This is a genomic window from Arthrobacter sp. TJ-217 (assembly GCF_058269255.1).
The window spans coordinates 64,098-78,106 of sequence record NZ_JBZCNJ010000004.1; the positions used below are offsets into that span (position 1 = coordinate 64,098).

The following is a 14,009-nucleotide window of genomic DNA, read 5'->3' on the forward strand; positions in this document are numbered from 1 at the left end:
TCAAGGTGGATATCCGCCCAGCAGGACCTGGAAGCAGGACATTGCATGCGCGTCGCCCGCCCGCAGACCCCAACCCGATCCCAGGATGCCCCACAGGACGATCCCACACTGGGCGTTTCATCGGGCGGGTGCAGCGCGACGTTGAAGGGTTTTTTTATGGGAGGGGGCCAGCTCAGAGGCTAAGAAACCTGCCCGACCGATCCCGCAGGGTGAATGGCGAAGGTCATTCGGATCTGCGGAGTATCAGCTCCGGGTCGTGGGGTCTGCCCGTGTCGTGGCCGCTGCGATGTGGCAGATGAAGGGGTGCCAAGGCGCTGATGCCGCAGATGATAGCGGCGATGATAAATGCGGGACCGGGTTTCAGTGTTTCGATCAGGGCGCCGACCAGTGTTGCTCCCAGGGCCTGTCCGAGGACAAGGCTGATGAAGAGCACTGAGGTCCCTGTGGCACTGCTCCCTGCCGTCTGTGCCGCCCAGATGATGAGCACCGATGTCGCGGCGGTGTAGGCCAGGCCGAACAATGCCGCCGCTCCGAAGCTCGCGGCGGTGCTGTGGGGTGCGATGGCGAAGACCCCGGTCGTGACTGTGACGCCCAGCACGGTGACCGGCCACGTTGTCTGGATAGTGTGCCGCGCCAGCCAGGATGATGTGAGGGCCGCTGCGGCTCCTCCGACGCCGAGCGCTATCCATGCGATTGCAGAGGTTTCAACTGCCATCCCACCGTGCCTTTCCAAAAGGGTCCGGCCGTGGACCCAAATTGCGGCACACCCGATGCCGAAGACGAAGGCGGCCGTGACCGGACGCCGCAGCGGACGGAACCCGGCCCTTCGATGATGCGTCCCCGGTACGCTGGGCCGGCGGGAGCCTCTGCCGGACCCCAAGCGGGAGATGTCTGAACCGAGTACGCCAATCATTGCGGTGAAGGTGATGACAGCAATCAGTGCCCAGGCAAGACGCCACGAGGATCCAAAGACGACGGCGAAGGTCCCGGCAGCAATAACGCCGAAACCCGTGCCTGAGTTCACGACTGACTGAAGCTTGTCCTGCAGTGCGGCCCTGACATTGCGCTGCACGAGTTCCACCAGGGCAGGGGAGGCAAAACCAGCGCCCATTCCTGCGAGCAGTACGGCTCCGACGAAGGCCGCCGTGCCGGGGGCAGCAGCAATCACCGCGCTTCCCGTGGTGGCCGTCAGCCCAGCCAGGACAACGACCATGCGGGGGCGGGCCGGCGCATAGCGGAATCCCACGAACGCCGAGATGCAATAGGTGACGGAGGCGCCGGAAGCCAACAGGCCTCCGACCGTGGGGGTCAGAGCGAAGGCTGTCGAAAAGGCGGGAAGAAAGAGTCCGTACCCAAGCCTCGCCAGGCCGTAGGTGGCCGCGATGAGTGCCGCGGATGATGCGATGAATACCGGGCCCGCGGCGTCGCGCTTCCTCTGTAACGACCGTTTCATTGAAACGAACGTTATAGGATGGGGTCATGGATGTACAGCCCAGCGCGCGGGAACGGTTGCTTGACGCCACGGAGGATCTTGCCTTCACGCAAGGGGTGGCGACAACGCCTGTGGACGAGATCCTCCGGCGTGCGAGCGTGGCCCCGGCCACGCTGTATGCGCACTTCGGGAACAAGGAAGGCCTTATCGTTCAGGCGCTTGAACGTCGCTTGGTGCGGTGGGATGAGACGTGGCAGCTGGCCATTGATAATTCCTCCACCCCCAGGGAAAAGCTGCTGGCAGTTTTCCCTGCGCTCAAGGAATACCGGACGAGTGTGACGGCTGCCCGATGGTGTGCATTCCTCGGAGTAGCAGCTGAATCGCCTCGCGCAGGATCGGAACTCCAGAAGGCACTCTCCAGTGACACGCAGCTGCTGACAGTGCGCCTGAAGGAGCTGGCAATCCCAGTCGTCACCGCGGACCACGTAGACGCCCTGGTCGCGCAACTTGTCCTGATCCACACCGGGGTACTCGGAATGTTGCTCCGGGGAATGGATACCGAGACAGCCGTTGGCCTCGGACTTCAAACCGCTGGCGCCGCTGTGGATGCCGCTGCCCGTGGCTAAGCAGAGGTGGCGATCTCGTGGACGTCCGCGCTGTGGGCACATGCAGGCTGAAAGCTCCGGCGTCTTGATGCGCAGGGTCTCCGGAGACCGGCAGGAATGGGACCTTCCCAAGTTGCGAAGCAAATTCGCTCTGAGATAACCCGCAGCGGGCGAAGAAGTCGAAGTGGTCGATTTCGGGCGCTCAAATACGGGGGTCTTGCGTACAAGTGTGGATCAGCGGGCGTAACGATTCGACCGCTTGCGCAGGCAGCGCGGGTGTCGCAAAGCCCGTATACCCCGCACTACTTATTGCGCGGTAAAAGTCCCAACTGTGGCCATGCCAGACGAGTGGCAGTGTCCCGTTTCCCGTGTATTGGAACCCTCGATGCTCGCCACCGTCGATGTGAGACAGCGGCATTTTCGGAGGGGTTGTTGGGGAAGACGCCGCGGCGTAGAGTCCTCGACGACGCGGGAGCGAGGAGCAGGTCATGGGGCAACTGATCATTCAGGACTTTGTCAGCGCCGACGGTTTCGCGGCCGACGCCAACAACGAGTTCAGCTTTTATGAATTCCTTGACGGGGGCACCGCGGAATTTGACCGCAACCAGCTGGAGTGGTTGGAGACGGTTGACACGATGGTCCTCGGGGCAAACACCTACCGCATGTTTGTCGAGTACTGGCCAACACCGGCATCCAAACATGAAATCATCGCGCCATCACTGAACTCGCTCCGCCGCGTTGTTTTCTCCCGCCACCTGACAAGGGCCCCATGGGGAGACATGGCGGAGGCGGCCATCGAATCAGGTGACCCTATTGAAGCGATCAGGCGGATCAAGGCCGAGACCGGCGGGGCCATTGTTGTCTGGGGAAGCCTTACCCTGGCGGAGACGTTTCTGGCCGCGGGCGTCGTGGACTCGGTGAGGCTCGTGGTGATGCCGATTGCCATAGGCATGGGCCGGGGCGTCTTTCCTCCTGGGCAGGACCCGAACCTGCTGACTCTTCGGAGCGCAACATCGTACGACCAGGGACTGGTCGAGCTGGTGTATGGGATCCGGGCAAGGAACGAAGAGCGCCCGTGATGGTAGTGGTGTCTCACTTCTGCGTTGCCGCGGGCATCCCACTGTCCTGAACGCGGAACATCCTTAGTCAACCCGCGCATCTCATCCGCTGCACCACGCGCAGCTTACTGCGTCGCGCCACCTTGCATCGAGCTCACTACGAAGACGCCTGCCCGTAGCAGGTCCGCCGCGTTCGTCGATATACAGGGGAGTCGCTTTCACCGCTCATTCCCTGGGCAAGACGGATCGTGAAACAGTCCGGCTACTTAGTCACCGGTGCGACCTCGCGGTGAACGACTTCCGGGAAAGCAGTCGCTGGCCGGCCGAGTATGCGCTCTACTTCACCAGTCGGTCGAGCGCCGTTTCCTTCGGCGATGCCGGACAGCAAGGCAAGGAAACCGGCATAGTCAGCGGGTAAACCGTTGGACGTTGCTTGTTCCGTCCAGTCAGCGACCGGCACAGACTGGTACTCGACGGGGCGTCCGGACGCGCTGAAATGTTTGGCGACCTCCGTATGCGTGAGGGCGTCCGGGCCGGTCAGCTCGTACTGGCCGCCCGCATGACTGAGGGGTCAAGCAGAGTGGCTGCGGCCACGGAGGCAATGTCATGGGCGTCGATAAAAGCCTCTTCGCCGTCGCCCGCCGGCAGGGCGAAACTTCCTGTAGCGAGCGCGTAAGCGAAAGAGCCTTCTGTGAAATTCTGCATGAAGAAAGACGGCCGCAGGATGGTGAAGCTCGGTGATTTGGCTGCTAACAGATGTATCTCTACGGCGCGCAGCGAGACGTCGTCAGGCGCATACTCGATACCTCGAGCGCTGAGAAAGGTGATGTGCTGCACCCCGGCGCGCTTCGCCTCCTCGATCAAGCCGATTACAGTCTCGGCGAAGTCGGTTCGAAATGCGGGCGGCACGAGATACAAGCGGTGAACGCCGGCGAGGGCGTCCATGTACGTCGATGAATCATCCCAATCGAAGAAGACATCAGTGCCTGAGCGGGCCGCTGTCCGCACAGGCACGTCTGCCTCGCGCAGGATGCGAGCTATTCGACGGCCAGTCTTGCGAGGACGAGGGTGAGGCGATCAGATTCATGTCCTCCGAACTGGTGACATAGCCGCCGTCCGCAGCACCGAGGTGCATAGTCTCTCCGGCCGGTCGTCCGCGGACCTGGTCGATCTATCGACTTTCCTCGCAGATCCGGACATCGAGCGAACAAGCGACGGCTTCATAGTCCGCGGCGACGGTCCCGTCACCACCTTTCTCTGCGGCGCCTACCGCTTCGAGGGTGATCTTTGCAGCACGCTACTGGACGGCCTGCCAGAGGTGGTCATCGTGCGAGCCGAAGAAGGCGCGGCGATCAGCAGCGTCGTCCATCTGATCAAGCTTGAACTCTCCTACGCCCCACCGGGTAAGCAGACAGTGCTGGATCGATTGTTGGATGTGCTGTTGATCAAGGTGCTGCGTCACCATTTCGCCTCACGTCCGCTCAACGCTCCAACCTGGTACACGGCCCTGAGCGATCCTGCCGTGAAGACAGCGCTGCAGGCGATGCACGGGTCGCCGGCAGAGCCGATGACCGTCGCCTCGCTGGCAAAACTCGCCCACGTCTCCCGCGCGACCCTTGCTCAGCGATTCACGGATCTCGTCGGCGTACCGCCACTGACGTACCTCACCTCATGGCGCGTACTTCTCGCGAAGGAACGACTCCGCGAATCAGATGAACCCCTCCACTTGATCGCGCATGATGTGGGCTACGGGTCCGCTTACGCCTTCAGTGCCGCGTTCAAGCGAGAGACGGGCACAGCACCGGGTGCATGGCGCAAAACCGAACGACAACTGACGAGTGCCCCTTAATGACATACAGCCGACAGTTAGTGGATCGTTTGTGAGACCTCTCTTGGGTGCCCCTGCCCAGTCCTATTGGGTACGACATCTTTCCTTGAATGCCGGGTGTCTCCCGTAGGCTTCGTTGGTGCCCTCCCGCGCTCTTCGCAGCACCCGCCTGGCTGTCATGGGCCTGTTCTTCCTTGCAGGGCTGGCTCTGGCCATGTGGGTCGTGAACATCCCGGCAATACAGGCATCCACTGGGTTGTCACACGGTCTCCTGGGCGGGCTGCTTCTCCTGCTCGGCCTGGGATCAGTAGCAGGCATGCAGGTCATGGGCGTTCTCATCGATCGGTGGGGGAGCCGGTTGACCGCGATCCTCGGGTGCCTGGTCCTTGCTATGGGCGTGCTGCTCCCGGGGTTTGCCCAGGATGCGTGGGGTCTTGGTATCGCCCTGTTTGTCCTTGGCTTCGGCGAGGGAGCGGTTGATGTATCCATGAATGATCAGGCGGTGCGTGTGGAGCGCGGCTGGAAAAAGCCCATCATGTCCAGCCTGCACGCCTTCTTCTCCGTTGGCGCGGTGGTCGGAGCCGGTGTCGGTGCGCTGATGCAAAGCTTCCACCTCCACCTCTTCTGGTCCCTGGGATTCGGTGCCGTCGTCGTCCTCGGTGTCATGGGCACCTCGATCCGGTACTTGCTGCCGCCTGGCGCACCGAGCGGGGTCGGGGCGGTGGAACCGGCCGCCGCGGAGGTGCCGGCGCGGGATGTACGTCGGAGAATCATGGCACTGGCAGCCCTGGCGTTCTTCCTCATGTTGGCCGAAGGTGTCGCCCATGACTGGTCGGCGCTGCACGCGGTGCAGGACATCGGTGCCTCCGAAGCCGTCGGCTCGCTGGCCTTCGCGGCTTTCGCCCTAGCAATGACAATTGGTCGGTTCTTTGCGGACAGGATCTCCTATCGGTTCGGCCCTGTGAGGGTCGTTCGATACGGGAGCGCAATCGCAGCCGGTGGCATCCTCATCGTGATCACCTCCACGGTTCACCCGGTCACGCTGACCGGCTGGCTTGTCTTCGGGTTCGGGCTCTCCGGCACGGTGCCCCAGCTCTTCACCGCTGCCGGGAACCTCGGAGCGAAGAATCAGGGACAGATGATGGCCAGGGTTGTGAGCGCCGGGTACGTCGGCCTTCTGGCGGGTCCCGCCGTCATCGGATGGATCTCCCACCTCACCGGCCTATCTGCCGCCTTGTCCCTACCCTTCATCCTGTGTGTCGCCGGCGCCCTCCTCGCCCGCAGCGCCGCACCCTTAATACCGCAGCCACACTTGCGGGCTGACCGGGCACCAAAGGTGGGCATTCAGGCGTGAGAGCCCCAGCTCGCTGATCTTCGCCTCATACACCGGCCGCCGGCCAGGATGCTCGTCCCGAAGGAGCAATTTCCGTCTCGTAGTACGTCTTACCGGTCACTTGGTTCTCGTGCTCCGTGTACGGGGAGGTGTGAAGCGGGATGATTCTGTCCCCGTGGTGGAGCACGAACGCCTTTCCCCGTCCCGGGCCGGTCCCGGCCTTAAACTACAGCGTTGTGCCGGTTTCCGGGTCGAGCACGCGGCGCTCGTCCGAGTAGGGCGGGTCACCCCCCTGTACAGTGGCGGGCGGGGCGCTGGAGCCGCGGCGGCGCGGCGGTGGCGTATGAGGGGGGACAATGAGGTTCTTTAAGATGCCGACGTCGACTGAGGACCGGTTCAGCAGGGGTTTGCGCGATGCGGTGTTTGTGCTGGGGGGCGTGGTTCTCAGCGGGGCGTGCTTCGGCTGGGCCGTGGAATCTTTCGCATGGCTCGCCGGAATAGTGGAGCCACCACCTGAGGTGCGTGTGCCGGCGGCCCGTAGGGGCGGTCGCCTGGTGGAGTATTCGGCCGGTGTGGCCTGGTGGTTGTTCCTCCTTTACCTCTTCTCGGGTGTGTTCTTTGCCGCCGGGACGGCCATCGCGGCCATCCTCACGGTGGGGATCTTCCGGCGGGCCGACAGGAAAGCGCGACTGACGCGGCAGCGGAAACGGCATGCCGGACGGAACTCCCGCATGGGGCGCCGCCCCGGGGGCTGGCCGGAGCCAACGAACGACCCACCGGGTGTGCCGCCCGGGCCGGGAACCCGGGTATGAACAACCGAGACCGTATTCCAGGATCAGTCCGAAAGGGTGCAATGACCTCGCTCAGGTCGGTCCGCCTCCTGGAACACCTGCAGGATCGGTCCACCCTCCCTGTCGGGCTGATACGGCATTAACACTCCGGGCCCCTGTCGCTTTTGCCGTATTCAACGGCGCATCACGCGGGATTATGCGGAGGAGTGCATACCGCTATGTGGCTCGGATGGACCCGCGGCACCGAACTCGGAGTAGGGCGTATGAGTACGGTTCGGCGGCCGCCTTCTCGGGCAGTTCCAACGCGGCAGCGAGGTGATCCTTCTGGGACGAACTGGGAATCGGCTCAAGTGTGCGCGGCGAGTATGGTGCGGCCGCAGTTGAGGATTGCCGTGAGGAGCCGTTTCTGGTCGGTGAAGTCTGGGCTGTAATGCTCACCTGCCGGAGTAATGCTATCCAATCCCATTTCACGGCAGAGATCCTGGCACGTGTGAAGGAGCTCTTAACCGGTGCCTCCGCTTGGCCTCGTGCGGGGTTAAGCGGGTGAGCAGTGCAGGGCTTGGAAAAGTCACCTTACGCAGTTGGAGCTCTCCCCTCGTGGGGAGAGCTCCAACTATCGGGCCTGGTCGCCCGCTTTCCACGTTCTCGCGCGGGGTGCTCCGGGCAACCATGTCCGTCCGGGCTGTTCAACTGGGAAGGGCTTCCCGGCCCTACTGCAATATTCAGACCTGGGTTTCCCCGCCGTCTGCGAACAGTTCGGTGCCGGTGACGTAGCTTGCCTGATCCGAGGCGAGGAACAGCACGGCGTTGGCGATCTCAGCCGGCTGGGCGAGGCGTCCGAGCGGGACGTTTCCGGCCATCGCGTCGAGCATATCCTGTGCCTGGCTGGGGTCGGGGGCGAGTCCGGTGAGGCCGGGCGTCTCGGTGGGCCCGGGGGAGATCGTGTTGACCCGGATGTGACGGCCGGCGAGCTCCGCCGCCCATGTGCGCGTGAACGAGCGCAAGGCGGCCTTCGTCGCAGCGTAGACGCCGAACGCAGGGTTCCCCTTGCTCGCCGCATTCGATCCCGCGATGATGACGGAGGCGTGATCCGCGAGCATGGGCAGCGCCTTCTGCACCGTGAAGACTGTCCCTCGCACGTTGACGCCGAAGGTCTGATCGAAGGCCTCGGGGGTCAGCTGCTCAAGCGTTGCGAACCCTCCGCCCCCGGCGTTCACGAACAGAACATCGAGGTCCTTTCCGCTGGATGCGACGACGGAGAAGATGCGGTCGAGGTTGTCGAGATCCGCGACATCGCCCCTGATTCCTGTTGCCCGATCTCCCAATTTGGCGACCGCGGCATCCAGTTCTGCCTCGCGGCGACCGGTGATGAAGACATGCGCTCCCTCCTCGATGAAGCGTTGGGCGGTCGCGAAGCCGATGCCCGTTGTCCCTCCCGTGATCAATGCGGTTTTGTTCTCAAGCTGTCCCATGGTGGGCCTCTGTTCTTCTGATACGACGCGGATATCTCATCGTAGATGGTTTTTGTCTATAGGGTCAAAAATAAGGGGGTGCCGTCGGGTCGGTTCCGGGTTTGCGGGGTTCGCTGCGGTGTCCGATGGTGCCGGCATTGGTTGGTGACTGGTTGGTGTGATGATGCCGAAGCCGAGGGGTGCAAGGACGGGCGTCGGCGCTGCCCTCGGGGCGCACGTGGAGGTCGTGGCCCGGATGCATGCAGTACTTCCCGCGATGACGTTGCCCTCCCGGGCTTCCGGTGATTATCTCGCTGGGGAGGCGCGCGAGGTGCGGGATGTTCTGACGGCGCGGACGGTGAGCTGCGTGGCAACGACGAGGAGCAGCAGGCCAAAGAGAATGCCGGACAACTGCGCCGGCAGGGCCAGAGCGAGGCCAGCACCCGGAATGGAAGCGGCTGTTGCGGCCACCCCGACGATGAGACCGGCTCGAACGTCGACGGTTCCGGCCCGCCAGTTGGCACCTGTGCCGATGGCACTGGTGGGGATCATGACCAGTAATGAGGTGCCTTTGGCGATGAGGTCGCTGATGGCAAAAATCCCAATCAGAGCCGGCACCACGATGATTCCGCCCCCGATTCCGAACAGGCCCGAGAGTATCCCCATGGCCAGGCCGAGCAGGACATAGCCAAACCCGACCAGCACAGAAAATTCAAGGCTTTCTCCACGGACCGGCGATACCAGGAACAGGCGAGCTGCGACCAGGAGGATGAAGACGATGAACATCCAGCGCAGCCACACAATGGGAATCTTCTTCAGGAGGGCGCTTCCGAGCAGCGCCCCGACGATGCCGCCGATGGCGATGAAGAACCCCGCAAGGAGGTCGATCTCACCGGCGAGCAGGTAGGTGATGGAGCCGACGACCGAGGCCGGTACGATCGCGGCAAGCGACGTCGCAGCGGCCCTGCGCTGGTCGAAATGAGCCAGGGCCATCAGGAGCGGCACCATGATGATTCCGCCGCCGATCGCAAACAGGCCGGACAGAAGCCCCCCAACAAGTCCGACCGCGATGAGAACCATCCAGAAGCTCGTCCCCGCCCCGTGGGGTACGGGTGGGGAACTCTCCTTCAAGCCACCCATTTTTCTCCTCAAGTTGGGGGGGGGGGTGGACAGCATTCCACCGCCTCGACCTGGCAGGAGGCCCTGCCGGCCTCCTGCCGTCTCTGATTGTTCAAGGTGAAGGGCAATGATCACTTCCCGTGCCGAGGGAGCAGCCGCGGGGCCGCGGTTGTGGGCGGGTTCGGTTCTCAGCAGCAGGTGCCCGGCGCCCTACCGCCGGTTGGCGATCGGGTACTTCGAGCCGCCGTCTTTCAGTTCCAGGTGAACAGTGGGGGCTGCTGGCCGGCCAGATCCGGGTCCGCGTAGACGTGCAGACGACTGATCAGCTGGCCGCGGAACTCAAAGACATTGCAGAAAAGACCACTGCTCCGGGCGTCGCCGGGGAAAGGCACGCCGGAGGCGAGCACGCCGGATTCCGCTCCTTCGACGACGACGCGGTTGTTGCTGGTAGTGAATGTCATTCGGGCCTGGGGGTGATCAAACGAGGTCACGGCCGAACCAAGGCCGACGAGAAATGGAACGATCTCCGCTTTCCCATGCGCGAATCCAAACTTCGGGAAGAAGATCTCGGTGTCATCGGTGAACATGTCGAGCAGGTTGGGGTCTCCGGAGTCGACTCTCCTGAAATATTCCTTGGCAAGGGCAATTTGCTCTGCTGCGCTGGTCTGTTCCTGATCCATGGTGATGCACCTTTCAGTTACTGCATTTGGGGGCTGCCGCGTCGACGGCGAGGGAGTGGAGAATTCCAACCTCCTCTGCCTCGTGGGCGCGGACGGTTCAGCGTAGTCTTTTGTTGTCTTTTCGGTCAATAAAGGTGGGTGGTGTCACTTTGCTGCTTCCGCCTGCCGCCGATAGAGGGTGGGCAGTGCGCCGCCGGCAGCCCGGTAGTGCTGGTCAGGGTCTGCCGGCTGCACTTGGCTTCGGATCTCGCACCCGCGCCCGGCCCGGTTAGCCGATGCGACGAGGACCCCCGGTGGGTGGCCGGGGGTCCTGCGGGCAGATCCGTTCTAGTCCGTTCCGGTTCCCAGCGCCTTCTGAAGCGAGCGGATTGCCTGCTCGATGGCGGCGGTCGTTCCCTGGGTGACGCGTTCGGGGTTGAGCATCATGAAGTCGTGGGTGACGAAGTTGTAGCGGACGCTGGTGGTGGGCACCCCGGCTTCGACGAGTTTCGCCGCGTAGGCCTCGCCCTCGTCCCGGAGCGGGTCGTTCTGGTCCACGAGCAGCAGGGCCGGCGGAAGCCCTCGAAGGTCCTCGAGCGTGGCCCTCAGCGGTGAGACGGTGATCTCCGAGCGACGGCTGACGTCGGGGAGGTAGGCGTCCCAGAACCAGGCCATGCTTCTGGCGGTCAGGAACGGTCCGTCGGCGAAGGTGCGGTAGCTTTCGGTGTCCTGGCCGGCGTCCGTGACCGGATAGTACAAGGACTGGTGGACGAAGGTCACGTCACCGCGCTGCTTTGCGAGCAAAGTCAGGGCCGCGGTCATGTTGCCGCCGACCGAGTCACCGGCAACGGCCATGCGGGACCCGTCCAGGCCCTCCGTGGCGCCCTGCTTCGTGATCCACTGCGCGGTGGCGTAGGCCTGCTCGATGGCCTTCGGGTACTGGGCCTCGGGGGAGCGGTCATATTCCACGAAGGCCAGGGCGGCGTTGGCCCCGGCGCACAGTTCCCGGATGAGGCGGTCGTGGGTGCCGGCGTTGCCAAGGATCCAGCCGCCTCCGTGGACGTAGAGGATCACCGGCAGCGTCCCGGTGGCGCCCACGGGTTTGATGATGCGCACCTGTACGTCTCCGACTTCGGCCGGGACGGTGATCCACTTGTCCTCGCCGATCTCGACCTTGTCGACCGGGGCTGCCTGGAGGTCATCGAGCAGTTTGCGGGCACCTTCGACCCCCAGGTCGGCCAGAGCCGGTGGCTGGGCGGTAGCGTCGGCGATGATCTGGGCACCTGGTTCGAGCACTACTTTGGACATGGTCGTACCTTTCTGGGCTGCTGCATGGATGGATGATGTGCACTGATGTTCATTCGGCACGTTCCGGTGCGGGGTAGTTGGTGACCAGTGGCTGGTCCTCTGCGACTAAGTAGGTCGAGAGCATTTTCGTGGTGACCGAACCGACGTTCACCGCGTTGTGGATGGTGTTCGGCGGAATGAGAAACGGGCTTCCGGCGTGAAGCTCGAGCGGGGGCGTGTCGTCGAACTCCATGGACACGTCTCCGCGGATGATGTAGCCCACTTCGGGCCCGGGATGGCTGTGCCGGCCGGAGGAGGTGCCTTCAGGGATTTCCACCAGGGTCTGACGGATCCTCCAGCCCTGCACCGGACTGGACGCATCCTGCAGACTGACCCGGGTCAGGGCCGGCTTGGCCTCTTGTGCTTCGGTCATGTTCCTGATCCTTCTGAGATTGGCGGCTCGTGTTGCCCGGTTATCGTCTTACTGGCGGCCGGTGGTGGCGGCGGCGGCTTCGCGGATCAGGTCAACGACCTGGGCCGCCTCGGGAATCGCGACCGTGTGGGAGCCGCCTTTGAGCTCGATCGTTTTCCGTGACCCGGCGCGCTCGGCCATGAAACGGTGGGCGGCGGCCGCGATGTTCCGGTCCTCGGCACCGAAGAGGAACCATGAGGGCACCGACTTCCACGCCGGCTCTGTGGAGGCCTCCGAGAAGGCGGCCTCCAGGATGGGGCGCTGGCCGACACCCATCACCGCGGCGACCTCCGCCGAGGAATCGGCCGCGAACTGCGCGTGGTAGCGGCTCTGCATGATGTAAAGGTCCCTGCCGCCGGGGACATCCACCGCAGCGAGCGTTTCCCCGAGGGTGGAGCCTTCGAACTTATTGGCAAGCTCCCCGGGGTCTCTCCTTCCTCGGGTGCGAAGGCGCCGATGAAGACCAGGGCTTTCACGTTGGGGTTGCCAGTGCCGCCGCCGCTGATGACCGTGCCGCCGTAGGAGTGCCCGACGAGGATGATCTCGCCGGTGATGTCGGTCAGGAGAGCCCGGAGGTACTCGGAATCGACGGTGACCCCGCGCAGCGGGTTCGCGACGGCGATCGCCGGGTAGCCCTCGGCCAGAAGTACGCTGATCACCCCGTTCCAGCTCGATGAATCCGCGAAGGCCCCGTGGACTAGGACCACAGTCGGCTTATCCGTTGCGGGTTCGGTGATGCTCATGATGTTCTCCCTTGTGCAGTGGGTACGGGTGCCTTGCTCACTGCACGCCTTTGACAGATCAAGTCTCGTCCGCCGTCTCCGCCGTCGCGCCAGGGATATCCGGAGTAATGCTCTGGTAAACCCCCCTGCATAAGAGCAGACTGAGTGGGAGGCTGGGGGATGGCCCAATTCGTACTCGTCGTCGATGATGATGAAAGGTTTCGGGACTTGGCGAGAAGACTGCTCGAGAGCTGTGGGTACGCGCCAGGTGGCGACGCTGGAAACGTGGCCGAGGCATTGCGTTGTGCTGGCGCCTCTCGGCCTGACATTGCACTTGTTGATATTGGGCTTCCTGACAGCGACGGTCTGGAACTGAGCCGGCAACTCACCGCAGCACCGTATCGGGTTCGGGTGGTGCTGATTTCCGCCGATAGCGACGCAACCTCAGCAGAGGAAGCAGCCGCGGTCGGGGCGAACGGCTTCATTCCGAAAAGCGAGCTGTCGTGCTCGACGCTCCGGTCGATTCTCGGCGACGGGTAAGGAAGGTCGGTGAGTTCACCCGCACCGTCCCCGGTGCGCGTTGCCGTCGGGGAGGACGATGTACTCCTCCGTGAAGGAGTGACGCGGGTGCTCCTGGGTGCAGGGCTGGACGTCATCGCTCAGACCGGGGATGCGACCAAACTTCTCGCCATGACTTTGGCGTTCCGTCCCGATGTCGTCGTCGTCGATGTTCGAATGCCTCCACATCACGGTGATGATGGCTTGCGTACCGCCATCGAAGTCCGCAGACGCCTGCCTCGTACGGGAGTAGTGCTGCTGACGCAGTACTGCGAACCCGAATTCGCGATCGACCTGATCGGTGATCGGCCGCAAGGCGTCGGGTATCTACTCAAAGAACGTGTGGGGGACGTCGACGATTTTGTAGCGGCGGTCAAACGGGTTGCCCATGGAGGAAGTGCGCTGGATCCCGAAGTTGTCACACGGATGCTGCGGCCGCGCTCTGTGCCCTCTGAGCTCGCTGACCTCACCGACCGCGAGCGCGGCGTACTGGCCCACATGGCAGAAGGATTATCGAATCGAGGCATCGCCCGTGCGCTTCTCATCAGCGAAGCGGCTGTCGAGAAGCACGTCACGGCAATGTTCCGGAAGCTCGGGCTCGCCCAGCAGACCGATGGCCACCGCCGGGTGCAGGCCGTGCTCCGCTACCTCGCCGCTCAGTGCCCCTGATCATGAGGTCGCCCGAGCCTCCGAT

At 63.6% G+C, this 14,009-nt stretch carries 15 protein-coding genes; 6 read left to right on the forward strand and 9 right to left on the reverse strand.

Translation table 11 applies throughout. The annotated features are described in order from the left end of the window. Positions 1 to 223: 223 nt before the first annotated feature. Entirely contained in the window at positions 224 to 1,453 is a 1,230-nt protein-coding gene (locus tag AC4D2R_RS08300; protein WP_490939217.1) for an MFS transporter, read from the reverse strand. A gap of 26 nt (positions 1,454 to 1,479) precedes the next feature. Here AC4D2R_RS08300 and AC4D2R_RS08305 point away from each other — a divergent pair, with 26 nt between their 5' ends. Beyond that, on the forward strand, positions 1,480 to 2,058 hold the full coding sequence (locus tag AC4D2R_RS08305) for a TetR/AcrR family transcriptional regulator (protein ID WP_490939219.1): 579 nt from the start codon (positions 1,480 to 1,482) through the stop codon (positions 2,056 to 2,058). Positions 2,059 to 2,525: 467 nt separating this feature from the next. After that, complete coding sequence (locus tag AC4D2R_RS08310) at positions 2,526 to 3,116, forward strand: dihydrofolate reductase family protein (RefSeq protein ID WP_490939221.1); 591 nt, start codon at positions 2,526 to 2,528, stop codon at positions 3,114 to 3,116. 516 nt (positions 3,117 to 3,632) lie between these two features. On the opposite strand, the gene AC4D2R_RS08315 is transcribed toward AC4D2R_RS08310, so the two are convergent. After that, positions 3,633 to 4,040 (reverse strand): Rossmann-fold NAD(P)-binding domain-containing protein, encoded by a 408-nt coding sequence (locus AC4D2R_RS08315; protein WP_490939223.1) that lies wholly within the window; start codon positions 4,038 to 4,040, stop codon positions 3,633 to 3,635. Between the two features lie 136 nt (positions 4,041 to 4,176). Between AC4D2R_RS08315 and AC4D2R_RS08320 the strand changes: the two genes are divergently transcribed. Next, on the forward strand, positions 4,177 to 4,944 hold the full coding sequence (locus AC4D2R_RS08320; RefSeq protein ID WP_490939813.1) for a helix-turn-helix domain-containing protein: 768 nt from the start codon (positions 4,177 to 4,179) through the stop codon (positions 4,942 to 4,944). 118 nt (positions 4,945 to 5,062) lie between these two features. Further along, entirely contained in the window at positions 5,063 to 6,277 is a 1,215-nt protein-coding gene (locus tag AC4D2R_RS08325; protein ID WP_490939225.1) for an MFS transporter, read from the forward strand. Positions 6,278 to 7,769: 1,492 nt separating this feature from the next. Here the strand turns inward: AC4D2R_RS08325 and AC4D2R_RS08330 are convergent. The 7 genes from AC4D2R_RS08330 to AC4D2R_RS08360 all read right to left on the reverse strand — a co-directional run bounded on the left by AC4D2R_RS08330 (position 7,770) and on the right by AC4D2R_RS08360 (position 12,778). Further along, positions 7,770 to 8,519, reverse strand: coding sequence for an SDR family NAD(P)-dependent oxidoreductase (locus tag AC4D2R_RS08330; protein WP_490939227.1), 750 nt, complete (start codon positions 8,517 to 8,519; stop codon positions 7,770 to 7,772). A gap of 285 nt (positions 8,520 to 8,804) precedes the next feature. After that, positions 8,805 to 9,638: a sulfite exporter TauE/SafE family protein gene (locus AC4D2R_RS08335; RefSeq protein WP_490939229.1), complete on the reverse strand. Its 834-nt coding sequence runs from the start codon at positions 9,636 to 9,638 to the stop codon at positions 8,805 to 8,807. 230 nt (positions 9,639 to 9,868) lie between these two features. After that, complete coding sequence (locus tag AC4D2R_RS08340) at positions 9,869 to 10,297, reverse strand: nuclear transport factor 2 family protein (RefSeq protein ID WP_490939231.1); 429 nt, start codon at positions 10,295 to 10,297, stop codon at positions 9,869 to 9,871. A 327-nt stretch (positions 10,298 to 10,624) separates the two neighbouring features. Continuing rightward, positions 10,625 to 11,584, reverse strand: coding sequence for an alpha/beta hydrolase (locus tag AC4D2R_RS08345; RefSeq protein WP_490939233.1), 960 nt, complete (start codon positions 11,582 to 11,584; stop codon positions 10,625 to 10,627). 49 nt (positions 11,585 to 11,633) lie between these two features. Then, positions 11,634 to 11,996: a cupin domain-containing protein gene (locus tag AC4D2R_RS08350; RefSeq protein WP_490939235.1), complete on the reverse strand. Its 363-nt coding sequence runs from the start codon at positions 11,994 to 11,996 to the stop codon at positions 11,634 to 11,636. A gap of 48 nt (positions 11,997 to 12,044) precedes the next feature. Then, entirely contained in the window at positions 12,045 to 12,371 is a 327-nt protein-coding gene (locus AC4D2R_RS08355) for an alpha/beta fold hydrolase (RefSeq protein WP_490939237.1), read from the reverse strand. After that, on the reverse strand, positions 12,311 to 12,778 hold the full coding sequence (locus AC4D2R_RS08360; RefSeq protein ID WP_490939239.1) for an esterase/lipase family protein: 468 nt from the start codon (positions 12,776 to 12,778) through the stop codon (positions 12,311 to 12,313). The genes AC4D2R_RS08355 and AC4D2R_RS08360 overlap by 61 nt, the downstream gene beginning before the upstream one ends. A 159-nt stretch (positions 12,779 to 12,937) precedes the next feature. Between AC4D2R_RS08360 and AC4D2R_RS08365 the strand changes: the two genes are divergently transcribed. Together AC4D2R_RS08365 and AC4D2R_RS08370 are read left to right on the forward strand one after the other, a co-directional pair. After that, positions 12,938 to 13,297, forward strand: coding sequence for a response regulator (locus AC4D2R_RS08365; RefSeq protein ID WP_490939241.1), 360 nt, complete (start codon positions 12,938 to 12,940; stop codon positions 13,295 to 13,297). 9 nt (positions 13,298 to 13,306) lie between these two features. After that, complete coding sequence (locus tag AC4D2R_RS08370) at positions 13,307 to 13,984, forward strand: LuxR C-terminal-related transcriptional regulator (protein WP_490939243.1); 678 nt, start codon at positions 13,307 to 13,309, stop codon at positions 13,982 to 13,984. Positions 13,985 to 14,009 lie beyond the last annotated feature (25 nt).